Raw genomic sequence first — 21340 nt, 5'->3', positions numbered from 1 at the left:
TCAGGCGTTCGTGTCGCGGCTTTCGGGCCGCCAATGGCGCAACGCCAGGAGGGCGAGCAGGCAGCCGGCCGCCAGCGCCAGGGCGGTCCAGGCGGGGTTGCGACCGGGATCGTCGACGACGTGCTTGTGCAGCAATGTCTTTGTGCAAGTGTGGTATTCGAGGGTGAGGACGGCGGACGGCAGCAACAGGACTCCGAGGGGCAGCACGACGCTCGCGGCCGCACGGGTCCCGACCGACCCGAAGCTGTACCCGGCGACGGCCGCGACAGCGCAGCTGCCGATCAGCGTCTGCCACGAATCATCCTGCGGCGTAGTGGGTCCCAGTAGCGCGAACACACTCATGGCTACGATGGCGGCGGCCGCGGCCAGCGGTGCGGGACGCAGCAGGCCGGCGGCCAGGCCCACGACGATGGCCAGCAGCATGGGCCCGAGCTTCCAATGTGCCTGGGCCGCGATGGCGATCGCGCTGGCGGCGCCCGCGAGCGCGACCGCCAGCAAGGTGAGGACGCCGTCGCGTCCCGGGAGCAGCAGCGCCGCGAACACGGTGGCGGCGAGGATCACCAGCACGCAGGCGACGATGGCCACCACGCTCCCGGTGGTGGACGCGAGTCGTTCGGGCACCACGGTGACGGCAGTGATCACCACGGCGGCGGCGAGGATCGGCGCGAACGGCAGATTCAAGGTGGTCGGATGCGGTTCGGTCCGCCGATCGGAGATCAGGCAGCAGATGATCAGCAAACACACGGTGGGTATGGTCAGCCACGGCGGCGGCAGGTTGTCGAAGGCGCGTTCCAGTGGTGCGCGGCCGAAGTCGCCGGTCGCGAGATGGTCGCCGACGGCGATGCCGGTGAGCGCGCCCAGCAGGTACCCCACGGCCGTTGGCCGAGAGGTGAGCGCCGCCGCGCCGGCCGCGCCGAGCAGCACGCCCGCGGCGAGCGAGTCGACGAAGTTGGCGGTGGCCAGGCTGACGGAGGTCGAGGTGAGCATGAGGTGGTCGGTGGCGAGGACCAGCGCTGCGACCGCCGACGTGCCCCACGCGGCACGCGCGCCGAAGATCGCCACGCACACCGCGGCCAGCACCGCCACCACCGCGCCCGCAGCGGTCGCGCGGGGAACGGTGATGGACAGCAACGACGTCTGCAGCGCCGAGGACCGGGTCTCGCAACCCGCGTCGACGGGCACGATCAGCGCCAGGCCCGCGACCGCCGCGGCCGCGCACCCGCCCACCGTGTCGAGGGCCGCACGATACCGCTGCACTGACAGCTCCCTTGGGGTTCAGCTATTGATTGGTTACCGTTCTGTCACGGTAACAGCGCGCGGCATCCGTCCTCACCAGGCCGGACGCCGGGTCGCCCATTCGGTGGCGAAATCCCGGAAGCGCCGCACCGCCTCCGCCGGTGTCGCGGCGGCCGACCAGATCAGGCCGACATCGCGGGAGGCGCCCGCGTCGGCGAGCGGCACCAGGGCGACGCCGGGCGGCACCGACTGTTCCAGCGGCACCAACCCCACCCCGAGCCCGGCCGCCACCAGGCCGCACACCGTCACCAGATCACTGGATTCGAACGCTATCCGCGGCGCTATCCCGGCCGCCGCGCACAGTTCGTCGAAAACGCGGCGCATGCCGAAACCCGGATGCATGGCAATGAATTCGGCCTCGGCGAGCTCCGCCAGGCGAATCTGCCGCTGCCCGGCCAGCCGATGGCCGGCCGGGACGGCCAGCACCACAGGCTGATTCAGCAGGGTGCGCCAGCCCAGGCCCGGTGCGCCGGGGCGTGGCGAGACCAGCGCCAGATCGGCGTCGCCGTCGAGCACCTGCCGGGTGATGACCTCGGCCGCGCCCTGGAACAGCGTGAAGTCGACGCGCCCGGAAACGCGCCGGAACTCACCGATCAACTGCGGTGCGAGGCCGCTGCCGAAGGAATGCAGAAACGACAGCCGCACCACGCCCCGGGCCGGATTCGCGCGGTCGGCCACCGCCTGCTCGCCGGCCAGCAGTTCGGCGCGGGCCCGCCGCGCGTGCTCGTAGTAGAGCCGCCCGTAGTCGTTGAGCCGCAGCCGTTTGCCGTGCCGATCGAACAGCGTGACCCCGAGCCGCCGCTCCAGCCGCGCGAGCATGCGCGACAGCGTCGGCTGCGCCACGTGCAGCCGGTCGGCGGCCACGCTGACGTTCTCGGTTTCGGCAAGTGTCGTGAACCACTCCAGATCCGCGCCGAGCACCCGGCCTCCTCGCCTTATGTCGCGATTGCATTAGTCAGACGATCATCATGCATTTCCGTTCTAAAAGCCATCGTCGCACTCTGGAAACCGACCACATTTCCGGGAGAGGATCCGATGACCCGCACCAAGGAGCGCGACTCCGTCCCGCACACCCCGTCCTCGGGATCCGATCTGCGAGAAGCGGCACTGCCTCGGACGGGTTCCGCGTCGACCGCGCCGGGTGGATCGGGAACCGTCGTATCCGAAGTCGCCTCCACGGAGCCGGCCACTCGACCGGCACGCGAATCCTCCGATGCCGGGCGAAGCGGGCATGAGAAGCGGGTCACCATCGCGCTTTTCGCGGCCGGGCTGACCACCTTCGCCGCCATGTACAGCACGCAGTCGCTGCTGCCGAGCCTGTCGGCGGCCTTCCATGTGCCGCCCGCGCATGCCGCGCTGGCCGTCTCGCTGACCACGGGTTTCCTTGCGCTGGCCATCATTCCGGCCGGAGTGCTGGCGGCGCGCGTCGGGCGCACGCGGGTGATGGTCGGTTCGGCGGTGCTGGCCTCGGTGCTGGGACTGCTGCTGCCGCTGGCACCGAGTCTGGATGTGCTGCTGGGGCTGCGGGCGGCGCAGGGTGTCGCGCTGGCCGGGGTACCGGCGGTGGCCATGGCGTATCTGGCCGAGGAGATCGGGGCGGGCGGATTGGGCGCGGCCATGGGCGTGTACATCGCCGGGACCACCATCGGCGGGCTGGCGGGGCGGCTGATTCCGTCGATCTTCCTGGGTCTCACGTCGTGGCGGTGGGCGGAGGTGGCGGTGTCGGTCGCGGCCGGGCTGTGCACCGTGTGGTTCGCGCGGGCGCTGCCGCCCGCGCGCGGATTCACCCCGCGCACCGGCGGTTTCGGGTCGCTCGCCGCCGACCTGGGGCGCCAGCTGCGGCGGCGGGAACTGCTGGCGCTGTTCGGCCTGGCCTTCCTGCTGATGGGCAGTTTCGTCTCGGTCTACAACTATCTCGGCTATCGGCTGACCCATCGCCCGTTCGAATTGCCCGCGGCCCTGGCCGGTTCGGTGTTCGTGCTCTACCTCGCGGGGACCGTCGCCTCCGCCTGTGCCGGCCGGCTCGCCGATCGGCGTGGACATCACCGGATCCTGGTGGGCGCGCTGGCGCTGATGGTGTGCGGGGCGCTCGTCACCGTCCCCGATCACCTGCCGACGGTGCTGATCGGGATCCTGCTGTTCACCACTGGGTTCTTCGGCGCGCACACCGTGGCCAGCGCCTGGGTGGGCGCGCTGGCCGAAAACCGCGGCGCCGCATCGTCTCTCTACATGTTCGCCTACTACCTGGGCAGCGCCGTGATCGGCAGCGGCGCGGGTATCGCCTACGCGGCGGGTGGCTGGATCGCTCTGATCGCCTGCGTGTCAGGGCTTTTCGCGGTGGCCGCGCTGTTGGTGGGCGTGCTGGCTACGGCCGGTCGGCGAGGCTCGTCATCGCGGGCGCCGGGGCCGGAAGCTGCGCCCGCGCCTTGACCAGGGTGGGCGCGGGATCGGTCGGCCCGGCGACGGCGGGCATCGCGCCGGAGACGAACGCGGCGGTCATGGCCGCGAGAATCAGCACCATCGCGCCGGCGCCGAGTGCGGCACGGACGCCGGTGCCCAGGGGTTTCGAGACGAGGGCCAGGGGCCTGGCGACGATCGCCGGCGGCGTGCGGACGAGGCGCGGGCGGGAAACGGTGAGGGTGGCCATGGCGAACTCCTAGATCAAAACCGGCCCACCCCAGCGCTTTCGGACGCCACGAGGTTGCGAGGGGAGATCCCCGGCCTCGTCGGCGTCCGAGGGGGTGGCCGTGCGCCCATGGTGGCCTGCGGTGACCGCGCGGTCAAGGCGAGGCGCGGCGGTTATCCCAGTATTTACGCAGGATTGACATCGCCGAGAGAGTCGATGAAGACCTGGTAGCCGTCCAGCAGCCGGGCCAGCGCGAAGCCGAAATCGGCTTCCTCCCAGTTGATGTCGTCATCGTCGAAGGCATTGCTGGTCAGGGCGCTGGTGACCGCGGGGAAGCGCTGCGGATCGAGCACGGACATGAGGATGGCCGTGAAGTCCTGCTCGGCCTTGCTGTGCTGGATGGCGTCGCGCAGGAACCGGGTGCGGCCGATGACGTAGATCGAAAGATTCAGCAGCAGTTGCAGTCTCAGCGGTTCCGGAATGGCGAGCCCGGACAGCGCGTTCATGCCCGCCTCCAGCCAGATCATATTGTTCGGGCCCAGCGGCGGCCCGCTGACGGGGATGTCGAGCCACCAGTCGTGCGCGCGGATGGTCTGGAATTCCGCCCAGGCCCAGGCCTCCATCGCGGCGCGCCAATCGCCCTCGGGTAGGTCCGGGCGGACGTCGAAGATGCGGTCGTGCAACAGCTCGACGAGGGTGTCCTTGCTGTCGACATAGCGGTACAGCGACATGGTGGTGAAGCCGAGCTCCTTGGCGACCCGGGCCATGGACAGTGCGGCGAAGCCCTCCGCATCGGCGATCGCGATGGCGGTGTCGAGAATCTGGGCCAGGCTCAGGCCGCGTTTGGGGCCGCGGGTGCCCCCGTTGTCCAGTTCCCACAGCAGCTTCACCGACTTGGGTAGGACTCGCTCGTCGGGCGGTCGCATCGAACCTCCTTGTCGTCGTTGCGCTTTCCATCTTGCGCCATCACGGAAACTGTGTAGCCTATAAACAGAGTGTAGTGCATACACAGTTTCCGATCGGAGTTCCCATGACGACAACCGGCCCCGGCCTCGCCATCGAGGTCACCGGGCTCACCAAATCCTTCGGCGACCGGCCGGTTCTGCGCGGCATCGACGCCGCCGTGCCCGCCGGGACGGTCTTCTCGCTGCTGGGCCCCAACGGCGCGGGCAAGACCACGATGGTGCGCATCCTCACCACGCTGAATCGGCCCGATGGGGGAGAGGTGCGGGTCGGCGGCCGCGATCCGGTGCGGGAGCCGGCCGCGGTGCGGGCGCTCATCGGCGTCACCGGGCAGTTCGCGGCGGTCGACGAGGTCCTCACCGGCGCGGAGAATCTCCGTCTCATGGGGCGGCTGCTGCATCTCGGCGGGCGCGAAACAGCCACGCGCACAGCGCGGTTGCTCGAACAATTCGAGCTCGGCGACGCGGCCGGCAAGCGGGCGGGCGCGTATTCCGGCGGTATGCGCCGGCGGTTGGACATCGCCATGAGCCTGATGGGGCGGCCGCGCATCGTCTTCCTCGACGAGCCCACCACCGGGCTGGATCCGCGCAGCCGCCGCGAACTGTGGCGGGTGATCCGGGGTCTGGTCGCCGACGGCGTCACCATCTTCCTCACCACCCAATACCTGGAGGAGGCCGATCAGTTGGCCGACCGCATCGCGGTGCTGGACGGCGGCCGCATCGTCGCCGAGGGCAGCGCCGAACAGCTCAAACGCCTGGTGCCCGGCGGCCACATCCGCCTGGGCTTCGCCGACGAGCACGGCCTGGCCGCGGCCGCGCGGGCGGTGCCGGTGGCCGAGGTGGACACCGATCAGCTGGCTCTGCAGGTGCCCTCCGACGGCAGCGTGGGCGAGCTGCGCAAACTGCTCGACCAATTCGAGGGCCACGCCGTGACCATCGACCAATTGTCCATTCACACACCGGATCTCGACGATGTCTTCTTCGCCCTGACCGGTGCCGCCGCCAAGGAGGCCGTCCGATGAGCACCCTCGCCTACGCCGCGCAGGATTCCGCCGCCATGGTCGGCCGCAATCTGCGCCGCACCCTGCGCAGTCCGGACACCATGATCATGACCTTCGCCATCCCGGTCACCATCCTGCTCATGTTCGTCTACGTCTTCGGCGGCGCGATGAACGTCGGCGGCGCCTATATCGACTACGTGGTGCCGGGAATCGTGTTGCTGTGCGCGGGTTTCGGCTCGGGCAGCACCGCGGTGACGGTGGCCACCGACCTGCACACCGGCATCGTGGATCGGTTTCGCGCCATGGCGGTGTCTCGGACCTCGGTGCTGACGGGGCATGTGGTCGAGAGCGTGCTGCGCAATCTGGTCACCACCGGTCTAGTGATCGCGGTGGCGGTGGCGATCGGCTTCCGGCCGACCGGTGATCCGCTGCGGTGGCTGGGTGTCGTGGGCCTGCTGGCCTGCTATGTGCTGGCGCTGTCCTGGCTGGCGGCGGCCATGGGCGTGCTGGTGTCGAATCCCGAAGCGGCCAATGGCTTCATGTTCATCTTCATGTTCCTGCCCTACGTGAGCAGTGCCTTCGTCCCCGTGCACACCCTGCCGAGCTGGCTACGCGGCTTCGCCGAGCATCAGCCGGTCACCTCGATCACCGAGACGATGCGCGGCCTGCTCATGGGCACCCCGGTGGGGAGTTCCGCGCCGACGGCGCTGATCTGGTGTGCGGGCCTGGCCCTGATCGGCTATGTGGGCGCGGGCATCCTGTTCGCCCGTCGTTCCGACTCTTGAGATGCCCATACGCCGATATGCGAATTAAGACATGAAAAGTCTGAAATGTCCGCCTTCGGCGAAACCGCGGGGAACCTTCGGCGGATCCCCGCAGTTACCGAGCGGGTCAGGCGGCCGGGACGACGATCAAACCCGGGGGTTTCCAGGTCCCGTCGATCGCCTCCGGCTTGGGGGCGTAGAGCCGCAAGGTGAGCGAGAACTCGCCCGCGGCCGGGATGGGCAGCCAATTGCCTTTGGGCACAGTCGGTCCCGGATCAGCGTGCTGAATCGCCAGCTCCACCGAGCCATCCGGGCCGGCCACCACCGGGACCGCGTGGCCGACGGCGTAGATATCGGCCTCGTTCTCGACCAGATAGCTGTCGGCGGTGTAGGCGGTGAGCGACCAGAAGGCCGCGGCCGGCGGCAGTTGATCGGCCGCGAACCGCAGCCGGAATCGACGCGGGATGCCGTGATCGTCGGCGGTATCGACAATGCTGGGGTACAACGCGTCTCGCGTCAGATTCGCGCCCAGCGCGGTCATCGCCACATTGGCGCGCAACAGATAGTCGACCCCGTAGGCGCCGAGATCGGTGGCGTACTTCCAGCCGTTCACGTCGCGGCTGGCGGGGTTCCGGTAGGTGACCATCCGATGCTGGGCGTCCTTGACCGCCGCGGCCAGCAGCCCGGCCGGTTGCGGGTTCGGTTTGCCGCCCGGTGTGATGCCCAGGGCCGCAATGCGTTTCAGCATCGGCGCGTCGGCGGGCGCGGGCGGGTTCACGGCCATCACCGCGCACAGCCGGTCGAAGAACTCGGCCGGGTCCATGGCCGATACCTGATCCGGCGGCGGATCGCCCTGCGGGCGGGCCAGGTTGGCCGGGGTCGCGGGCGTGCCGGCGAGCCAGGCGCTCAGCGGCATGAGCTTCATCTGCTGCTGCAGGGTGTGCACCGCGGGCAGATCGTCCTCGCCATCGACTTGGATGCGCCCGATCAGCCAGGCGGTCGGGGTCGGCATGGGCAGGTGGGTGAGGTTGCCGGGCAGGTCGCCGGTGAATCCCGGCCCGGTGATGACGTAGGTGTGGGCCGGGCCCGATTGTTGTTGGGCCGGTTGCGGATTGGTGCTGCTGGGGTCCTGGACGGTATTGGACCAGGCATCCAGCAACTGCATGAGCCAGTATCGGCCGGCAGGCATGGCGGGCACCTGCAGCACCATGGGTTCGGGTCCGAGATCCAGCCACGCACTGGAGTAGAGCGTGTCCAGGTTCATGCGCACCACGGCCCGATCGCTACTGGTGGGCAGGTTCTGGGCATGCAGGAAGCGGTTGCTCCCGCCGGCCGCGACGCGGCTGACGTCCATCAGGACCAGCGGGTAGCCGAAGACGTAGGCGTCGGCGGCAATGGCCTGCGGATCGTCGGAGCCGGTGGCGGGCACCGAACTTCGCGGTCCGGTGGCGGATTTCGAGCAGCCGGGCACGATCGCCGCGGCCGTCGCCAGGGTCAGGCCGAGCAGCGTCCGGCGGGTGAGGGGGTGGTCGAATCCGTTGTCGCGCACATGCATTCCCTTCGCCACGAGCTTCGGAGGAGCGGGAGGACGGTGATGCCGGTACCGCGTGTTCGGGCAGGACTGTTCGGGCAAGGATTATGCCGGACGGTCGGTCTCATGCCTGGGATTGCCTGAAACCCCGCCATTTCAGGTCGCGGTGCGGTAGCGGCCGGGAGCTGATGCGCCGAGTGTTGGGTTTCGCACACTCCCTAACAAGCAAGCGCTTGGGTTGGTAACGTCGAAGGTGCAGGAGGACGGTGACGGGCATCTGTCGCAACGCAGCGACGTCCGTACGCTGAGCAGACCGCGCGTGCGCGGCCGTCGGAGCGATCAATGGGGATGTGACCCGGGGGCAATTCAATTCGCTCGACGCTGATTCGACAGCGTGGTGAGTGTCGTTGCGTGCCGCCCGTCCCCGGCAAAGCAATCGACAGGAATGGCTCATGACCACAACCGAAAACACGATAAAGCCCGACCCGAACCACCCGCTGCTGCCGCTGGCCCGGGCCTACACCGACTACTTCACCCCCACGGTGACCGGTGTGGAGAATCTGCCCGTCTCGGGCCCGGCCCTGGTCATCGGCAATCACTCGTCCATCTACTGGGCGCCGGAGGTGTGGATCACCTTCATGGCCATGCTGGACCACCGCCCGGACGAGCCCAGCTACGGCGTCGCGCACGACATCCTTTTGCGCGCACCGCTTCTCGGTGACAGCCTGCGCAAGTTCGGGGTCATCCCCGCCTCGCGCGAGTCGGCCGCCAAGGGGCTCAAGGACGGTGGCGCGGTGATGGTGTACCCGGGCGGCGACTGGGAGGCGTGCCGGCCCTGGACCGACCGCGGCAAGATCGACTTCGCCGGCCGCAAGGGTTTCATTCGCCTGGCGCTGGAACTGGGCGTCCCGGTGATCCCCGCGGTCGCCAACGGCGGCCACGACTCCATCTTCGTGCTCAGCCGCGGTGAACGCACCGCACGGCTGCTGCAGCTGGACAAACTGGTGCGCGCCAAGGTGTTTCCCTACACCCTGGGCCTGCCCTTCGGCGTCGCCCCGATCCTGCCGCAGATTCCGCTGCCCGCCTCGGTGACGGTCAGCTTCCTGCCCGCCCTGGACTGGTCCACCCAGCCGGGCGACGCGGAGAACGCCGATCTGGTCGACGAGTACTACACCCGCACCGTCGACACCATGCAGACCGAACTCGACCGGCTGCGCGCCGAGACGCCGCATCCGGTGGCGACGGGCATCAAGAACCACATCGCCGGACTGCCCGGGCCGTTGAAGAGCCTGGCCGGACTGCTGTAGGCCGCCGGCGTCGAGCTGCCCGGCCGGGCAGCGCATTTCGCCGCACGAACCACCCGGGGCCGCCGGGACGCGAGGGGGTCGCGCCCGGCGGCCCCGGTCGCGTCTCGACCGCCTCCGCGCGGCGGCCCGGGCACAGTGACGACCGGTCGGTTGTCCGGCGCTGCGGGGGCGCCCCGGGCCGCGGTTGTGGTTAACTCGCGGCAAGCGTTGGGTGGTCGGCTCCCTGGGATCGGGACGGGGCGGTGGAACGCCGGCGCGTCCCGGGACGTTGCGTCAGGGAGCCGAGAGGGTGGAAAAGCATGGTGCGCCTGGTGTATTCGGTAGGGCCGGCCATCGCGGCGGTGGGGGCGCTGGCCGTCGCGCTGGTGGTGCCGCCGCTGTTGTCGGCCGCGGTGCCGACCCGGGAGAGCGAGGTGACGGCCGGGACCGGTATCACCCTGACCGCCACCGGGATCGGCGCGGTGCACGGCGGCACCGATCCGGCCAATGCGGTGGCGTTCCGGGTGCCGGAGCGGATGCGGCGCATCGCGACTGGCGACGACTCCATCGCCGTGCTGAAAACCGAGGACGGCGGGCAGCGGCTGTCGGTGTCGGTGGTCGACGGCGTCACCGACTTCGCCACCGCCGCACCGCGACTGCTACTGCCACTGCGCGCGGCCGGGGTGACCGTGCGCTTCGACGGGGGAGCGGTGGACGCGGGCGATTTCCACGGGCTCAGCTGCGTGCTGCCGGATACCGACGGGGGCGTGTGCGCCGTCGCCGGCAGCGGCGACGTGGCGGTGACGGTGACCGTCACCGGAGGCGCCCCCGACACGGGACGCCGGCTGATCGCGCAGGTGCTCGAGTCGAGCAAGGCGGTCGAGGCATGAGCTGGTTTCAGCCGCGGTCGCTGCTGTTCTGGGTGTACTGCCTGGCCGTCGTGATCGGCCCGCTGCTGTTTCTCGTGCAGGCCGCCGGGCAGGTGTTGTTCGCGGGCGTGCCCGCCCTGGCCGCGCTGCCGATCACCGCGCTGACGCTGCTGGTGATCGGACGAATCCTGTTCGCGCTGGACCCCTTCCGCGCCCGGCGGCGCCTGCTCGCGCCGATGGCCATGGGCGCGATCTGGGGCGCGACGGTGTGGACCGGGCTGGCCATGTGGGCCAACGACCATCTCAGCCGCACCATCACCAACCTGTTCGGCGACCGCTTCGCCGTCTCGTGGAGCGCCGCCTTCACCGCGCCCATCGACGAGGAGTACATCAAGGCCATCGGAATCGCGGTGGTGGCCATCCTGTTCCGGCCGCGGCTGACCCGGCCCATGCACGGGCTGCTGCTGGGCGCGGCGGTCGGGCTGGGCGCGCAGATCGCCGAGGACTGCCTCTACAGCACCCAGACCGCGCTGTCGTCGCCGCAGGATCCGGTGGTCGACGTGCTGCTGGTGGCGGTGCTGCGGCTGGTCACCGCGCTCACCTCGCACTGGGCCATGTCGGCGCTGGCCGGGGTGAGCATCGTGCTGGCGCTGATCCGGACCGATCGGTCGTGGGGTTGGCGGCTCGGGGTGTTCGCGCTGTTCTACGCTCTGGCGTTCGCCATGCACTTCCTGTTCGACTCGCCGCGCCCGCCCGGCCCGGCGCTGCTGTCGACCTATCTGCCGATCCTCATCGATCTGGTCGTCTTCGCCCTCGCCTACGCCTGGGTGCTGCGCACCGAGCGGCACTGGTTCCGCGAGCTCATCGCCCGCCCGGCCGCGCGCGGCGTCGGCAGCGAGGCCGGGCTGGCGCCGCTGCTCACCTATCACCGGCGGCGCAAGGCGCGCCAGGCGCTGCGGCATTCGACCGGATGGAGTCGCAAGCAGGCCAAGCTCTACGAGCGCAGTCTGCTGGACCGGGTCACCGATCTCGATCTGGCCGTGTCCCAGCAAATCTCGCCGCCGAGCGGTTTCGGGCCCGGTGCGGGTGGTCTGCCGCCGCAGGTGGGCGCTCGTTACGGCTGGTAGTGCGATTGGGGCGTGCCGATGACCAGCGTCGAGCGAACTGGACGCTAGCGTAGGTCGCTATGAGCGAGGTCGAGACGCCAGCCACCGAGCCCGCCGACGAGCGGGCCGGTGCGCTGTTGCGGCAACGTCAGCTAGCTCTGTGCAACTACCTCGACGCCAGCGCTGACATCGCCACCACCCGCATTCGGGCCAATCTGACCGGCTGGCACCGCTGGCTGCAACACCTGCCCGGCTCCCCGGTCGCCCGCGCGACCGCCCGCCGCGACGCGCTCACCCGCGAGCTGGCCGTGCACGGCGTCGGCGCGGACGATCATCGCTGGGGCGTGCTGTCGGGGGCGTATGTGCGTGGCCTCGGCGCGGCCCTGTGCCTCGAGGACACCCTGTCGGATCTGATCCTGCGCTACGGGTCGGAGGCCGCGCACTGGACCGGACGGCTGCGGGCGCTGGTGCGCGCCACCGTGGCCGCGCGCCCGCAGGCCGCGGTGGGCGATCGCGCGGTGGTCGCCAAGCTCACCGAGGAACTGCTGGAGGTGACCCGCGCCGCGCCGGACGAGGCCGCGCGCCAACGGCTTTGCGACCATCTGCCCGGCGTGCTGCGCCCGGTCCCGTGCGACATCGAAGCCCTGCGCCGCGCTGACGCCCTGGTCGAAGTGGTGTTCGACGTCTACGCCGACACCGTCAAACTCGACAACATCACGGTGAATCCGGAGCTGCGCGGCACCGGCCTGGGGACCGCGGTGCTGCAACACCTGTGCCGCGCCGCGGACGCGCATCACCTCTACATCGTGGGGCAGCTGGTGCCGACCTTCCGGGACGACGACTCCGCGGTACCGCTGCTGGCGGACTGGTGTCGCCGCCACGGCTTCTCGGTCAACGAGCGCCTGGGCGGGCGCATCGCCCGCACCCCGGTCAGCGTCCCGGACCCGGCCGCCCGATAGCGCCGGCCGCCGAAAACGACGCAGCGCCGCACTGCCCAATGGCGGTGCGGCGCTGCGGTTTTCGCTGCGTCAGGCCGAGATGCCCATGCCCGCGGCCAGCATCGGCCACGAGTTGTGCAGGGCGTTCTCCCAGTAGGGCCAGTAGTGGGTGCCCACCGGGTCGAACTGGTAGGTGGCCGGGATGTCGATCGAATCCAGCTTGCTCTCGAGGTTGTGGGTGCAGGCGTCGACGCCGCCCTCGATCAGCATGCCCAGCGCCAGGTTCAGGTCACCCTGCGGGCCGGGCGCGGCCTTGGTGTAGTACTCCACGTCCTTCATCAGCGGGATGCCGCTGCCGCTGGAGATGTAGAGGTTGGTGCCGCGCAGCTTCTCCGCGTTGATGACCGGGTCGTTGGCGGCCCACAGCGGGCTGTCGTCGGGGCCGTACATGTTGACGGTCTTGCCGCCCGCCCAGGTCTCCACGGCGAGCTTGAGGAACTGCTTGCCCATCGGGTCGGCGATCTGCGCGCAACCGGAGTAGGCGGCCACCGACTTCCACAGTCCGGGCTTGGCCTCGGCCAGCTGCAGCACCGAGGTGCCGGAGGTGGACAGGCCCGCCAGCGCGTTGAGCCCGGTCGAGCCGAGCGCGGCGTCCAGCAGCGGCGGCAGTTCCTGGGTGAAGAACGTCGTCCACTTGTTGCGGCCCAGCTGCGGGTCGTCGTTGATCCAGTCGGTGTAGTAGCTGCCGCGGCCGCCGATCGGCTGGATCACGTTGACCTGCTTGTCGGACAGGAAGCCGAGGGCATTGGTCTGGGCGTTCCAGCTGGCGGTGCCGAGGCCGCCGTCGAGACCGTTGAGCATGTACAGGTTCGGCGCGGCCTGCGACTCGTCGGCGGGGCGCTGCACGTCGACCGGGATGTCCTTGCCCATGGCGGCCGAGTAGACCTGCAGATGCCAGGTCCGGCCGTCCTTCTGAACGGACGTGACGCTCGACGGCTTGTCCGGGTCCGCCGCGGCGGTGCCGGCGGCCAGCGCGACGGACAGGGCGGCGCTGAGCGCGACGGCGGCGGTCCGCAGGGCGGTCCTCTTACGTGATGCAGAAAGCTTCATCGAACAGCTGATCCAGTTCTCGGGCCGCGGTCGGCCACATTCATCAGGTTGGTATGTCGGGTTGTCCGGACAATACCGGCTCCCCCGACACGCTATGTCTTCTGTCAAGGCAAAACTGTTACCTGACAAAACCTTTGCTGGCTAGCCCGAGAATCCCGGGTATGCCGTCGTGCCGGTGTCGGTCCAGCGTGGGACCATCGTGGAGTGGTCAGCACACCTGCCGAACAACAGCGTCTGAGCGATCTGACGCGGTTGCGGCGAGTCCGGGATCGCATCGACCGGGAGTACGCGCAGCCGCTGGACGTGGAACGGCTCGCGCGCGACGCGCATCTGTCGGCCGGGCATCTGAGCAGGCAGTTCAAGGCCGCCTACGGGGAATCGGTGTACGCGTATCTGATGACGCGGCGCATCGAGCGGGCGATGGCGTTGCTGCGCATCGGGGAGCTGAGCGTGACCGAGGTGTGTTTCGCGGTGGGCTGTTCGTCGCTGGGCACGTTCAGCACCCGGTTCACCGAACTGGTCGGCATGCCGCCGAGCGCGTATCGGCAGGAGATGGCCGAAGTCTCCGAGGGCATGCCGTCGTTCATCGAGAAACAGGTGACCAGACCGATCAGGAATCGAGAAGCCGCGGCAAGCGCCTCGCAACTAGCCTGATCAGCATGGACATCACCATCAACGCGAGTTTTCTGCCGCATACGGATGCCGAGGCCGCCCTGGCCTTCTATCGCGACGCGCTCGGGTTCGAACTGCGCAAGGACGTGGGCTACAACGGGTTGCGCTGGCTGACGCTCGGTCCGGCCGATCAGCCGGGCACATCGGTGGTGCTGACGCCGCCGGCGGTGGATCCGGGCATCACCGAGGAGGAGCGCAAGCTCATTCTCGAGATGATGGCCAAGGGCACCTACGGCGCGATGCTGCTGGCCACCACCGATGTCGACGCCACCTTCGAGAAGTTGCAGGGCCACGACATCGTCGAGATCGTGCAGGAACCGACCGACCAGCCCTACGGGGTGCGGGACTTCGCGGTCCGCGATCCCGCGGGCAATCTGCTTCGCATCCAGCAGGTCTCCTGACCTGTCCCCGAGCCCGACCGTCCCGCACAGATGGAGAACCGCATGCCCCCGCGCAAGACCGCACTGCAGAGCGCCCCGCCCGCCGACAGCCACGACCTGATTCGCGTGGTCGGGGCCCGGGTGAACAACCTCAAGGACGTCTCGGTGGAGCTGCCCAAGCGCCGGCTCACGGTGTTCACGGGCGTGTCCGGCTCGGGCAAGAGCTCGCTGGTGTTCGACACCATCGCCGCGGAATCGCAGCGGCTGATCAACGAGACCTACAGCACCTTCGTGCAGGGGTTCATGCCGAGTCTGGCGCGGCCCGACGTCGATGTGCTCGAGGGGCTGACCACCGCGATCAGCGTCGATCAGCAGCGCATGGGCGGGGATCCGCGCTCCACGGTCGGCACCGCCACCGACGCGAATGCCATGCTGCGCATCCTGTTCAGCCGGTTGGGCAAGCCGCATATCGGGTCCGCGCAGGCGTTCTCGTTCAATGTCGCCTCGATCAGCGGGGCGGGCGCGGTGACCGTGGAGAAGGGTGGCAAGCAGGTCAAGGAGCGGCGCGAGTTCAGCATCACCGGCGGCATGTGCCCGCGGTGCGAGGGGCGCGGCGCGGTCAACGATATCGATCTGACGCAGCTCTACGACGACAGCAAGTCGTTGCGGGAGGGGCCGTTCACCATTCCCGGCTACAGCATGGACGGGTGGTACGGGCGGATCTTCATCGGCAGCGGGTTCTTCGATCCGGACAAGCCGATCGCGAAGTACAACAAGCGCGAGATCGCCGATCTGCTCTACAAGGAGCCGACCAAGATCAAGGTCGAGGGCATCAACCTGACCTACGAGGGGCTGATCCCCAAGATCCGGAAGTCGTTCCTGTCCAAGGACGTCGACTCGCTGCAGCCGCATGTGCGCGCGTTCGTGGAGCGGGCGGTGACCTTCCAGGTCTGCCCGGAATGCCACGGCACCCGGTTGTCGGAGCTGGCGCGGTCGTCGAAGATCAAGAAGATCAGCATCGCCGACGCCTGCGCCATGCAGATCAGCGATCTGGCCGAGTGGGTGCGCGGGTTGCGGGAGCCGTCGGTCGCGCCGTTGCTGGAATCGCTGCGCGGGGTGCTGGACTCGTTCGTGGAGATCGGGCTCGGCTATCTGAGCCTGGATCGGGCGTCGAGCACGCTGTCGGGCGGAGAAGCGCAGCGGGTCAAGATGATTCGGCATCTCGGGTCGGCGCTCACCGATGTCACCTATGTGTTCGACGAGCCGACCGTCGGGTTGCATCCGCACGATATCCAGCGCATGAACGACCTGCTGCTGCGGTTGCGGGACAAGGGCAACACGGTGCTGGTGGTGGAGCACAAACCCGAGACCATCGCCATCGCCGATCATGTCGTCGACATCGGGCCGGGCGCCGGATCCGGCGGCGGCACCGTGTGTTTCGAGGGCACGGTGGAGGGGTTGCGCGGCAGCGGCACGATCACCGGGCGGCACTTCGACGATCGGGCGGCGCTGAAGGAGCCGGTGCGTGAGTCCAAGGGCGCGTTGAAGATTCGCGGCGCGGACGCCAACAACTTGCAGAAGGTGGATGTCGACATTCCGCTGGGCGTGCTGGTGGTCATCACCGGGGTGGCCGGGTCGGGCAAGAGTTCGCTGGTGCACGGGTCGATTCCGGCCGGGGAGGGAGTGATCTCGGTCGATCAGGGTGCGATTCGCGGTTCGCGGCGCAGTAATCCGGCCACCTACACCGGGTTGCTGGAGCCCGTTCGCAAGGCCTTCGCCAAGGCCAATGGCGTGAAACCCGCACTGTTCAGCGCGAATTCGGAGGGCGCGTGCCCGACGTGCAACGGCGCGGGGGTGATCTACTCGGATCTGGCCATCATGGCCGGGGTCGCGACCGTGTGTGAAGTGTGTGAGGGCAAGCGGTTTCAGGCGGCGGTGCTGGAATACAAGCTCGGCGGGCGCGATATCAGCGAGGTGCTGGCGATGCCGGTGAGCGAGGCGCTGGCGTATTTCGAGACGGGGGAGTCGGCGATTCCCGCGGCGCACAAGATCGTGCGGCATCTGTCCGAGGTGGGGTTGGGGTATCTGGCCCTGGGGCAGCCGCTGACCACGCTGTCGGGTGGGGAGCGGCAGCGGTTGAAGCTGGCCACGCACATGGGGGAGAAGGGCGGGGTGTACGTGCTCGACGAACCGACCACCGGTCTGCATCTCGCCGATGTCGAGAATCTGCTCGGATTGCTGGACCGGCTGGTCGATTCCGGCAAATCGGTCATCGTGATCGAGCATCACCAGGCCGTGATGGCGCATGCGGATTGGATCGTGGATCTGGGGCCGGGGGCCGGGCACGACGGCGGGCGGATCGTGTTCGAGGGCACGCCGGCCGAGTTGGTGGCCGCGCGGTCCACGCTCACGGGGGAGCATCTGGCTTCGTACGTTGGGCGGTAAGTCGCGTATGTCCTTTCAGGGGAATGGAATAGAACGGACAAATCGGTAAAAACGACCGATGATCTGCGTAAATAGCGGTTAGCTATCAATTCGCGACAGGCGTACTCTGGATTGCTGTGCGTCCATGATCGTCCGTTCTCGCGATTGGGGTGTAGCCGTGTCTGCGTCTCGCGGAATCAATTGGAACAGTACGTTTTTCGGCTCGATCTACGGACCGCCGCTGGGCACCGTGCTGGCCCACGCGGACGGCACCGTGCTGGTCAGCGTCCGCCGGCAGAACTGGGCGGTGTTCGCGATCGGTGCGACGCTCGTGGTGCTGTTCGCCATCGGCCTCGCGGTGCTGGTGAGCACCGTGACCTTCGACGACGAGACTCCGAATCCGCCCGCGGCGGTGCCGAACTGCCAGCCCTTCTGCGAGGCGCCGCGCTAGCGCTTCCGCGATTCCCGGGACGGTTGACGGCCCGGGAATATCGGCGGCCACCGGTGGTTGAGGTGACTGCTGAGGAAGGGAGCGGTTGTGGTGAACGGGTTTTCGGCCGATGGCCTGGCGAAGGTGAGCGAGATCCTCGAGGGGTACGTCGAGCGGGGTGAGGTGGCCGGCGCGGTCGCCCTGACCTACCGCCACGGCGAGCTCGTCCAGGTGGACAGCGTGGGCTGGCGTGACAGGGCGGGCGGGCTGCCCATGCGCCGCGACACCCTCTTCCGCATCGCCTCCATGACCAAGCCGATCACCGCGGTGGCCGCGCTGACCCTGGTGGACGAGGGCCTGATCGGCCTGCACGACCCGGTCGACCCGTGGCTGCCGGAACTGGCCGATCGCGTGGTCATGCGCGACCCGGACGGTTCCCCCGAGGATGTGGTGCCCGCCGAGCGGCCCATCACCCTCGAGGATCTGCTCACCTTCCGCTTCGGCCTGGGCTGGGGCCGCTCCAGCCTCGCGCCCCAATTGTTCGCGCTCACCGCCGATCCCATCGCCTCGGCCATCGGTGTCGCGAACGCGGAGCGGCTGGGCCCCGACGAGTGGCTGCGCAAGCTCGGCGAACTTCCCCTCATCGCCCAGCCCGGCGCCCTCTGGCGCTATCACACCGCCTCCGACGTCCTGGGCATTCTGCTCAGCCGCATCACCGGCCGGCCCTTGGAAACCGTGCTGCGCGAACGGGTCATGGATCCGCTGGGCATGATCGACACCTCCTTCACCGTCCCCGACTCCAAGCGCGACCGCCTCAGCGTCCTCTACGGCCCCGACCTCACCGAGCTCGACCGTCCCGCCACCACCGCCTGGAGCGCCGAGCCCCTCTTCCCTTCCGCCGGAGCGGGTCTCGTCTCCACCGCCGACGACTACGCCCGCTTCGCCCGCATGCTGCCGAACCACGGCGAACTCGACGGCGTCCGCATCCTGTCCCCCCACTTGGTGTCAGCCCTGTCCCAGGACCGCCTCACCCCGGACCAGCACGCCACCCCGCCGTTCAACCCGCCCCTGGGCCAAACCATCTGGGCCGACCAAGGTTTCGGCTACGGCGTCAAGATCCAGACCACCCCCGGCGTCCCCTCCGCCGGCACCCTGTCCTGGCCCGGCGGCCTGGGCACCGACTGGCACGCCGACCCCGAAAAGAACCTCGTCACCCTCCTGCTGGTCCAATCCGCCAATATCATCGTCGCCGCCGAATGGCGTTCCCCCCTGGGCGACGACTACCTCACCGCCCTCTACTCCGCCCTCGAAGACTGACCCCCGCCGGCGTTCATCGCCGTGGCGGAGTGGGTCAGTAAATGGTGCCCATGGCGGTGCGGACTTCGTCTAGGGTGTGGTCGGCTACTTCGTTGGCTCGGCGGTTGCCTGCTCGGATGACGGTGGCTGCGAAGTCGGGGTCGGCGGCGAAAGCGGCTCTGCGGGCGCGATGTTCGGCGAAGTAGTCGTTCACCGCGTCGGTGGCCAGTTTCTTCAGGGCGGCGGCGCCGCTGTCGCCCAGTTTGTCGGCGAGGGTGTGTTCGTCGCTGCCGAGGCAGAGGGCGGCGGTGGTGAGCAGGGCGGAGACGCCGGGGCGGGATTCGGGGTCGAAGGTGATGGTGCGGTCGGCGTCGGTGGGGGCTTTCTTGATGAGGGCGGCGGTTTCGTCGGCGGTCATGGACAGGGAGATGGCGTTGCCGTAGCTCTTGGACATTTTGCGGCCGTCGAGGCCGGGGATTTCGGGGGTGGCGGTGAGCAGGGCCTGGGGTTCGGGGAAGACGGGGGCGTAGCGCTCGTTGAAGCGGCGGGCGATGACGCGGGTGGCTTCCAGGTGGGGGAGCTGGTCTTTGCCGACGGGGACCAGATTGCCTTTGCAGAACAGGATGTCGGCGGCCTGGTGGACGGGGTAGGTGAGCATGAGGCCGCTCAGGGCGCGTTCGGAGGCGGCGAGTTCGGCCTTGACGGTGGGGTTGCGGTGCAGCTCGGCCTCGGTGATCAGGCTCAGGAACGGGAGCATGAGCTGATTGAGCGCCGGGACCGCGGAGTGGGTGAAGATGGTCGACGCGCTCGTGTCGATGCCGGCGGCGGCGTAGTCGAGGACGGCGTGGTAGACGTTGTCGCGGACTTGGCCGAGGGTGTCGCGGTCGGTGATGACCTGGTAGTCGGCGAGGATGACCCACAGCTCGACGCCGAGGCCCTGCAGCCGGACCCGCTCGCGGATGGTGCCGAAGTAATGGCCCAGATGCAGTCTGCCCGTGGGCCGTTCGCCGGTGAGGACGCGGAAGCGCTCGGGGTGGGCGCTCACCTCGGCGGCGAGATCGGCACTGCGGTCGCGGGTGGCGGCGAAGGAATCCGACGGGGCGTTCACCGGAGAAGCGCTACCCGCTCACGGATGCGCCGACACGATGCGCGGCATGGGCGCGACCGAACCGGGGCACGGCGCCGGGCACAGATGTCCGGCCAGCGCGGTGTGCGCGCTGCGGTGGCGCAGCGAACCGAGCATCGCCACGGCTTCGAGCACGATCACGATCAGCCCGTAGCCGTAGGTGGTGGCGGCCAGACCGAAGCGCTGCACCGACAGTCCGGCGATGACCGCGGGAACACTGAGCGACAGATACGACACCACGTAGATCGCGGTCACCACCTCGGCCCGGGACTCCGCGGGCGACAATCCGGTCAGCATGCGCAGCGCACCCGAGAACGACGGCCCGAATCCGATCCCGGCCACCACGCTGGCTGCGAAGAACAGCCACACCGAATGTGTAGCCGCCGCAAGCAAAGCCGCCGACACCCCGCCCATCAGCAGGATCGGCCCGCGCAGCAGCGCCTGATCGATGGTCCAGTCGCGGGCCAGCAGCGCCGTCACCGCCGAGGTGCCCTGCAGCGCCACCACCACCAGCCCGCCCGCCAGCGGAGTGGCGACGTGGAACTGCGCCTTCATCAGCGCGCCGCCGAGCGCGAGATACAGCCCGCCCAGCGCCCAGGTGGCCGAGATCGACGGGACCAGGGTCAGAAACGCCGCCCGAACCGGTTGCGGCACCGACACTTTCGGTTTCAGCGACGCCAGGCCCCGCCCGTCGGGCCGCACCGTCTCGGGGATCAGCAGCACCCCGATCACGATGACGGTGAACGCCGCCGCCAGCAGCCAGTACACCAGCCGCGTCGGCGCGGGCGCGTAGGCGACCAGCAGCCCGGAACTGATCGCCCCCACCGCCAGACCGCCCGCCGCGGCCACATTCGTCATGAGCGCGCCGATGCGGGATTCGGCCGGTTGCAGGTCGATGAGGGTCGCGGTGATCGCGCCGGTGGCCAGCCCGGTGGCGATGCCCTGCACGATGCGGGCGGCGAAAAGCCAAGCCACCGAACGCGCTTCGGCGAACGCCAGCGTCCCGGCCAGCTCCACCAGCACGGCCGCGACCAGCACCGGCCGCCGCCCGATGTGATCCGACAGCGACCCGGCGAACAACAGCGTGATCAGCAGCGCGATCGCATTGGCCGCGTACACCCCCGTCGACACCAGCGACGAGTAATGCCACATCCGCTGATACACCGGATACATCGGCGACGGCGCGGACGAGGCGAACAACAGCAGCGCCAACGCGACGGCCAGCAGCCAGAACGCCGAGGTGTTCGACATTCGGTAGCGCGCAGGGGATTCGACGCGAAGCGCGTCGTCGGGCAGATTCGGCATGGTTCCTCGGGCAATTCGTGGGATGTGTGCGCATCGAGTGTGACCCATCCGGCCACCGCGCGCTCGACGCTCAGCTTCGGGCGAACGCCGACCCGGCACGATGTCCGCCCGCACAGGCGGAACACCGGCACCCGGTGCTCCCGTAACCGAAGCCGATGCCGCGGTCGCCGATCTGGGCTACCGCTAGCACGCGGTCGTGTCGCGGCGCATCCTGGATG

Annotated in this window: 20 protein-coding genes; 12 read left to right on the top strand and 8 right to left on the bottom strand. The window is 69.1% G+C overall.

All coding sequences use genetic code 11. From position 1 onward, the window contains the following. Both D7D52_RS32025 and D7D52_RS32020 read right to left on the bottom strand, forming a co-directional pair. Positions 1-1257, bottom strand: a complete 1257-nt coding sequence (locus D7D52_RS32025) for a hypothetical protein (RefSeq protein WP_120742384.1) — start codon at positions 1255-1257, stop codon at positions 1-3. A 72-nt stretch (positions 1258-1329) separates the two neighbouring features. Continuing rightward, the gene (locus D7D52_RS32020) at positions 1330-2217 is read right to left on the bottom strand and encodes a LysR family transcriptional regulator (RefSeq protein WP_120742382.1); all 888 of its coding nucleotides are present in this window, start codon (positions 2215-2217) and stop codon (positions 1330-1332) included. 114 nt (positions 2218-2331) lie between these two features. On the opposite strand from D7D52_RS32020, the gene D7D52_RS32015 reads away from it, so the two are divergent. Further along, positions 2332-3726 carry an MFS transporter gene (locus tag D7D52_RS32015; protein ID WP_120742379.1) on the top strand — a complete coding sequence of 465 codons (1395 nt, stop codon included), beginning with the start codon at positions 2332-2334 and terminating at the stop codon, positions 3724-3726. Here the strand turns inward: D7D52_RS32015 and D7D52_RS32010 are convergent. Together D7D52_RS32010 and D7D52_RS32005 are read right to left on the bottom strand one after the other, a co-directional pair. Then, a complete protein-coding gene (locus D7D52_RS32010) occupies positions 3662-3943 on the bottom strand; it encodes a hypothetical protein (protein ID WP_120742378.1) in 282 nt (93 codons plus the stop codon). The two genes, D7D52_RS32015 and D7D52_RS32010, sit on opposite strands and share 65 nt — an antisense overlap. Before the next feature lie 164 nt (positions 3944-4107). After that, positions 4108-4848 carry a TetR/AcrR family transcriptional regulator gene (locus D7D52_RS32005; RefSeq protein WP_120742376.1) on the bottom strand — a complete coding sequence of 247 codons (741 nt, stop codon included), beginning with the start codon at positions 4846-4848 and terminating at the stop codon, positions 4108-4110. Between the two features lie 104 nt (positions 4849-4952). Between D7D52_RS32005 and D7D52_RS32000 the strand changes: the two genes are divergently transcribed. Both D7D52_RS32000 and D7D52_RS31995 read left to right on the top strand, forming a co-directional pair. Next, a complete protein-coding gene (locus D7D52_RS32000) occupies positions 4953-5906 on the top strand; it encodes an ATP-binding cassette domain-containing protein (RefSeq protein ID WP_120742374.1) in 954 nt (317 codons plus the stop codon). After that, positions 5903-6670 (top strand): ABC transporter permease, encoded by a 768-nt coding sequence (locus D7D52_RS31995; RefSeq protein WP_120742372.1) that lies wholly within the window; start codon positions 5903-5905, stop codon positions 6668-6670. Before D7D52_RS32000 ends, D7D52_RS31995 begins: the two co-directional genes overlap by 4 nt. Positions 6671-6776: 106 nt before the next feature. Here the strand turns inward: D7D52_RS31995 and D7D52_RS31990 are convergent, their stop codons facing one another. Then, positions 6777-8198 carry a DUF1254 domain-containing protein gene (locus tag D7D52_RS31990; RefSeq protein WP_246023451.1) on the bottom strand — a complete coding sequence of 474 codons (1422 nt, stop codon included), beginning with the start codon at positions 8196-8198 and terminating at the stop codon, positions 6777-6779. A 434-nt stretch (positions 8199-8632) separates the two neighbouring features. On the opposite strand from D7D52_RS31990, the gene D7D52_RS31985 reads away from it, so the two are divergent. The 4 genes from D7D52_RS31985 (at position 8633) to D7D52_RS31970 (ending at position 12400) form a co-directional block, all read left to right on the top strand. After that, entirely contained in the window at positions 8633-9487 is an 855-nt protein-coding gene (locus D7D52_RS31985; RefSeq protein ID WP_120742368.1) for a lysophospholipid acyltransferase family protein, read from the top strand. Between the two features lie 299 nt (positions 9488-9786). Continuing rightward, the gene (locus D7D52_RS31980; protein WP_120742366.1) at positions 9787-10356 is read left to right on the top strand and encodes a hypothetical protein; all 570 of its coding nucleotides are present in this window, start codon (positions 9787-9789) and stop codon (positions 10354-10356) included. Then, the gene (locus tag D7D52_RS31975; protein WP_120742364.1) at positions 10353-11462 is read left to right on the top strand and encodes a PrsW family glutamic-type intramembrane protease; all 1110 of its coding nucleotides are present in this window, start codon (positions 10353-10355) and stop codon (positions 11460-11462) included. The genes D7D52_RS31980 and D7D52_RS31975 overlap by 4 nt, the downstream gene beginning before the upstream one ends. 59 nt (positions 11463-11521) lie before the next feature. After that, positions 11522-12400 (top strand): GNAT family N-acetyltransferase, encoded by an 879-nt coding sequence (locus D7D52_RS31970; protein ID WP_120742361.1) that lies wholly within the window; start codon positions 11522-11524, stop codon positions 12398-12400. 69 nt (positions 12401-12469) lie between these two features. On the opposite strand, the gene D7D52_RS31965 is transcribed toward D7D52_RS31970, so the two are convergent. Further along, positions 12470-13489 carry an alpha/beta hydrolase gene (locus D7D52_RS31965; protein WP_120742359.1) on the bottom strand — a complete coding sequence of 340 codons (1020 nt, stop codon included), beginning with the start codon at positions 13487-13489 and terminating at the stop codon, positions 12470-12472. 204 nt (positions 13490-13693) lie between these two features. On the opposite strand from D7D52_RS31965, the gene D7D52_RS31960 reads away from it, so the two are divergent. From D7D52_RS31960 to D7D52_RS31940, 5 genes are all read left to right on the top strand, one after another. Further along, positions 13694-14143, top strand: a complete 450-nt coding sequence (locus D7D52_RS31960; protein WP_120742357.1) for a helix-turn-helix transcriptional regulator — start codon at positions 13694-13696, stop codon at positions 14141-14143. A gap of 5 nt (positions 14144-14148) precedes the next feature. After that, a complete protein-coding gene (locus D7D52_RS31955; RefSeq protein WP_120742355.1) occupies positions 14149-14562 on the top strand; it encodes a VOC family protein in 414 nt (137 codons plus the stop codon). Positions 14563-14604: 42 nt separating this feature from the next. Next, complete coding sequence (locus tag D7D52_RS31950; RefSeq protein ID WP_120744627.1) at positions 14605-16986, top strand: ATP-binding cassette domain-containing protein; 2382 nt, start codon at positions 14605-14607, stop codon at positions 16984-16986. Between the two features lie 157 nt (positions 16987-17143). Next, positions 17144-17416: a hypothetical protein gene (locus D7D52_RS31945; RefSeq protein ID WP_162958681.1), complete on the top strand. Its 273-nt coding sequence runs from the start codon at positions 17144-17146 to the stop codon at positions 17414-17416. Between the two features lie 90 nt (positions 17417-17506). After that, positions 17507-18712, top strand: coding sequence for a serine hydrolase domain-containing protein (locus tag D7D52_RS31940; RefSeq protein ID WP_162958680.1), 1206 nt, complete (start codon positions 17507-17509; stop codon positions 18710-18712). Between the two features lie 34 nt (positions 18713-18746). On the opposite strand, the gene trpS is transcribed toward D7D52_RS31940, so the two are convergent. Then, positions 18747-19799 (bottom strand): tryptophan--tRNA ligase, encoded by a 1053-nt coding sequence (gene trpS / locus D7D52_RS31935; protein ID WP_120742349.1) that lies wholly within the window; start codon positions 19797-19799, stop codon positions 18747-18749. A gap of 18 nt (positions 19800-19817) precedes the next feature. After that, on the bottom strand, positions 19818-21122 hold the full coding sequence (locus D7D52_RS31930; RefSeq protein ID WP_162958679.1) for an MFS transporter: 1305 nt from the start codon (positions 21120-21122) through the stop codon (positions 19818-19820). Positions 21123-21340 lie beyond the last annotated feature (218 nt).

The sequence above is a fragment of the Nocardia yunnanensis genome, from assembly GCF_003626895.1.
Taxonomy (GTDB): domain Bacteria; phylum Actinomycetota; class Actinomycetes; order Mycobacteriales; family Mycobacteriaceae; genus Nocardia; species Nocardia yunnanensis.
Note: the sequence above shows the minus strand (reverse complement) of the source record. Positions and strands in the feature narration are given on the sequence as shown.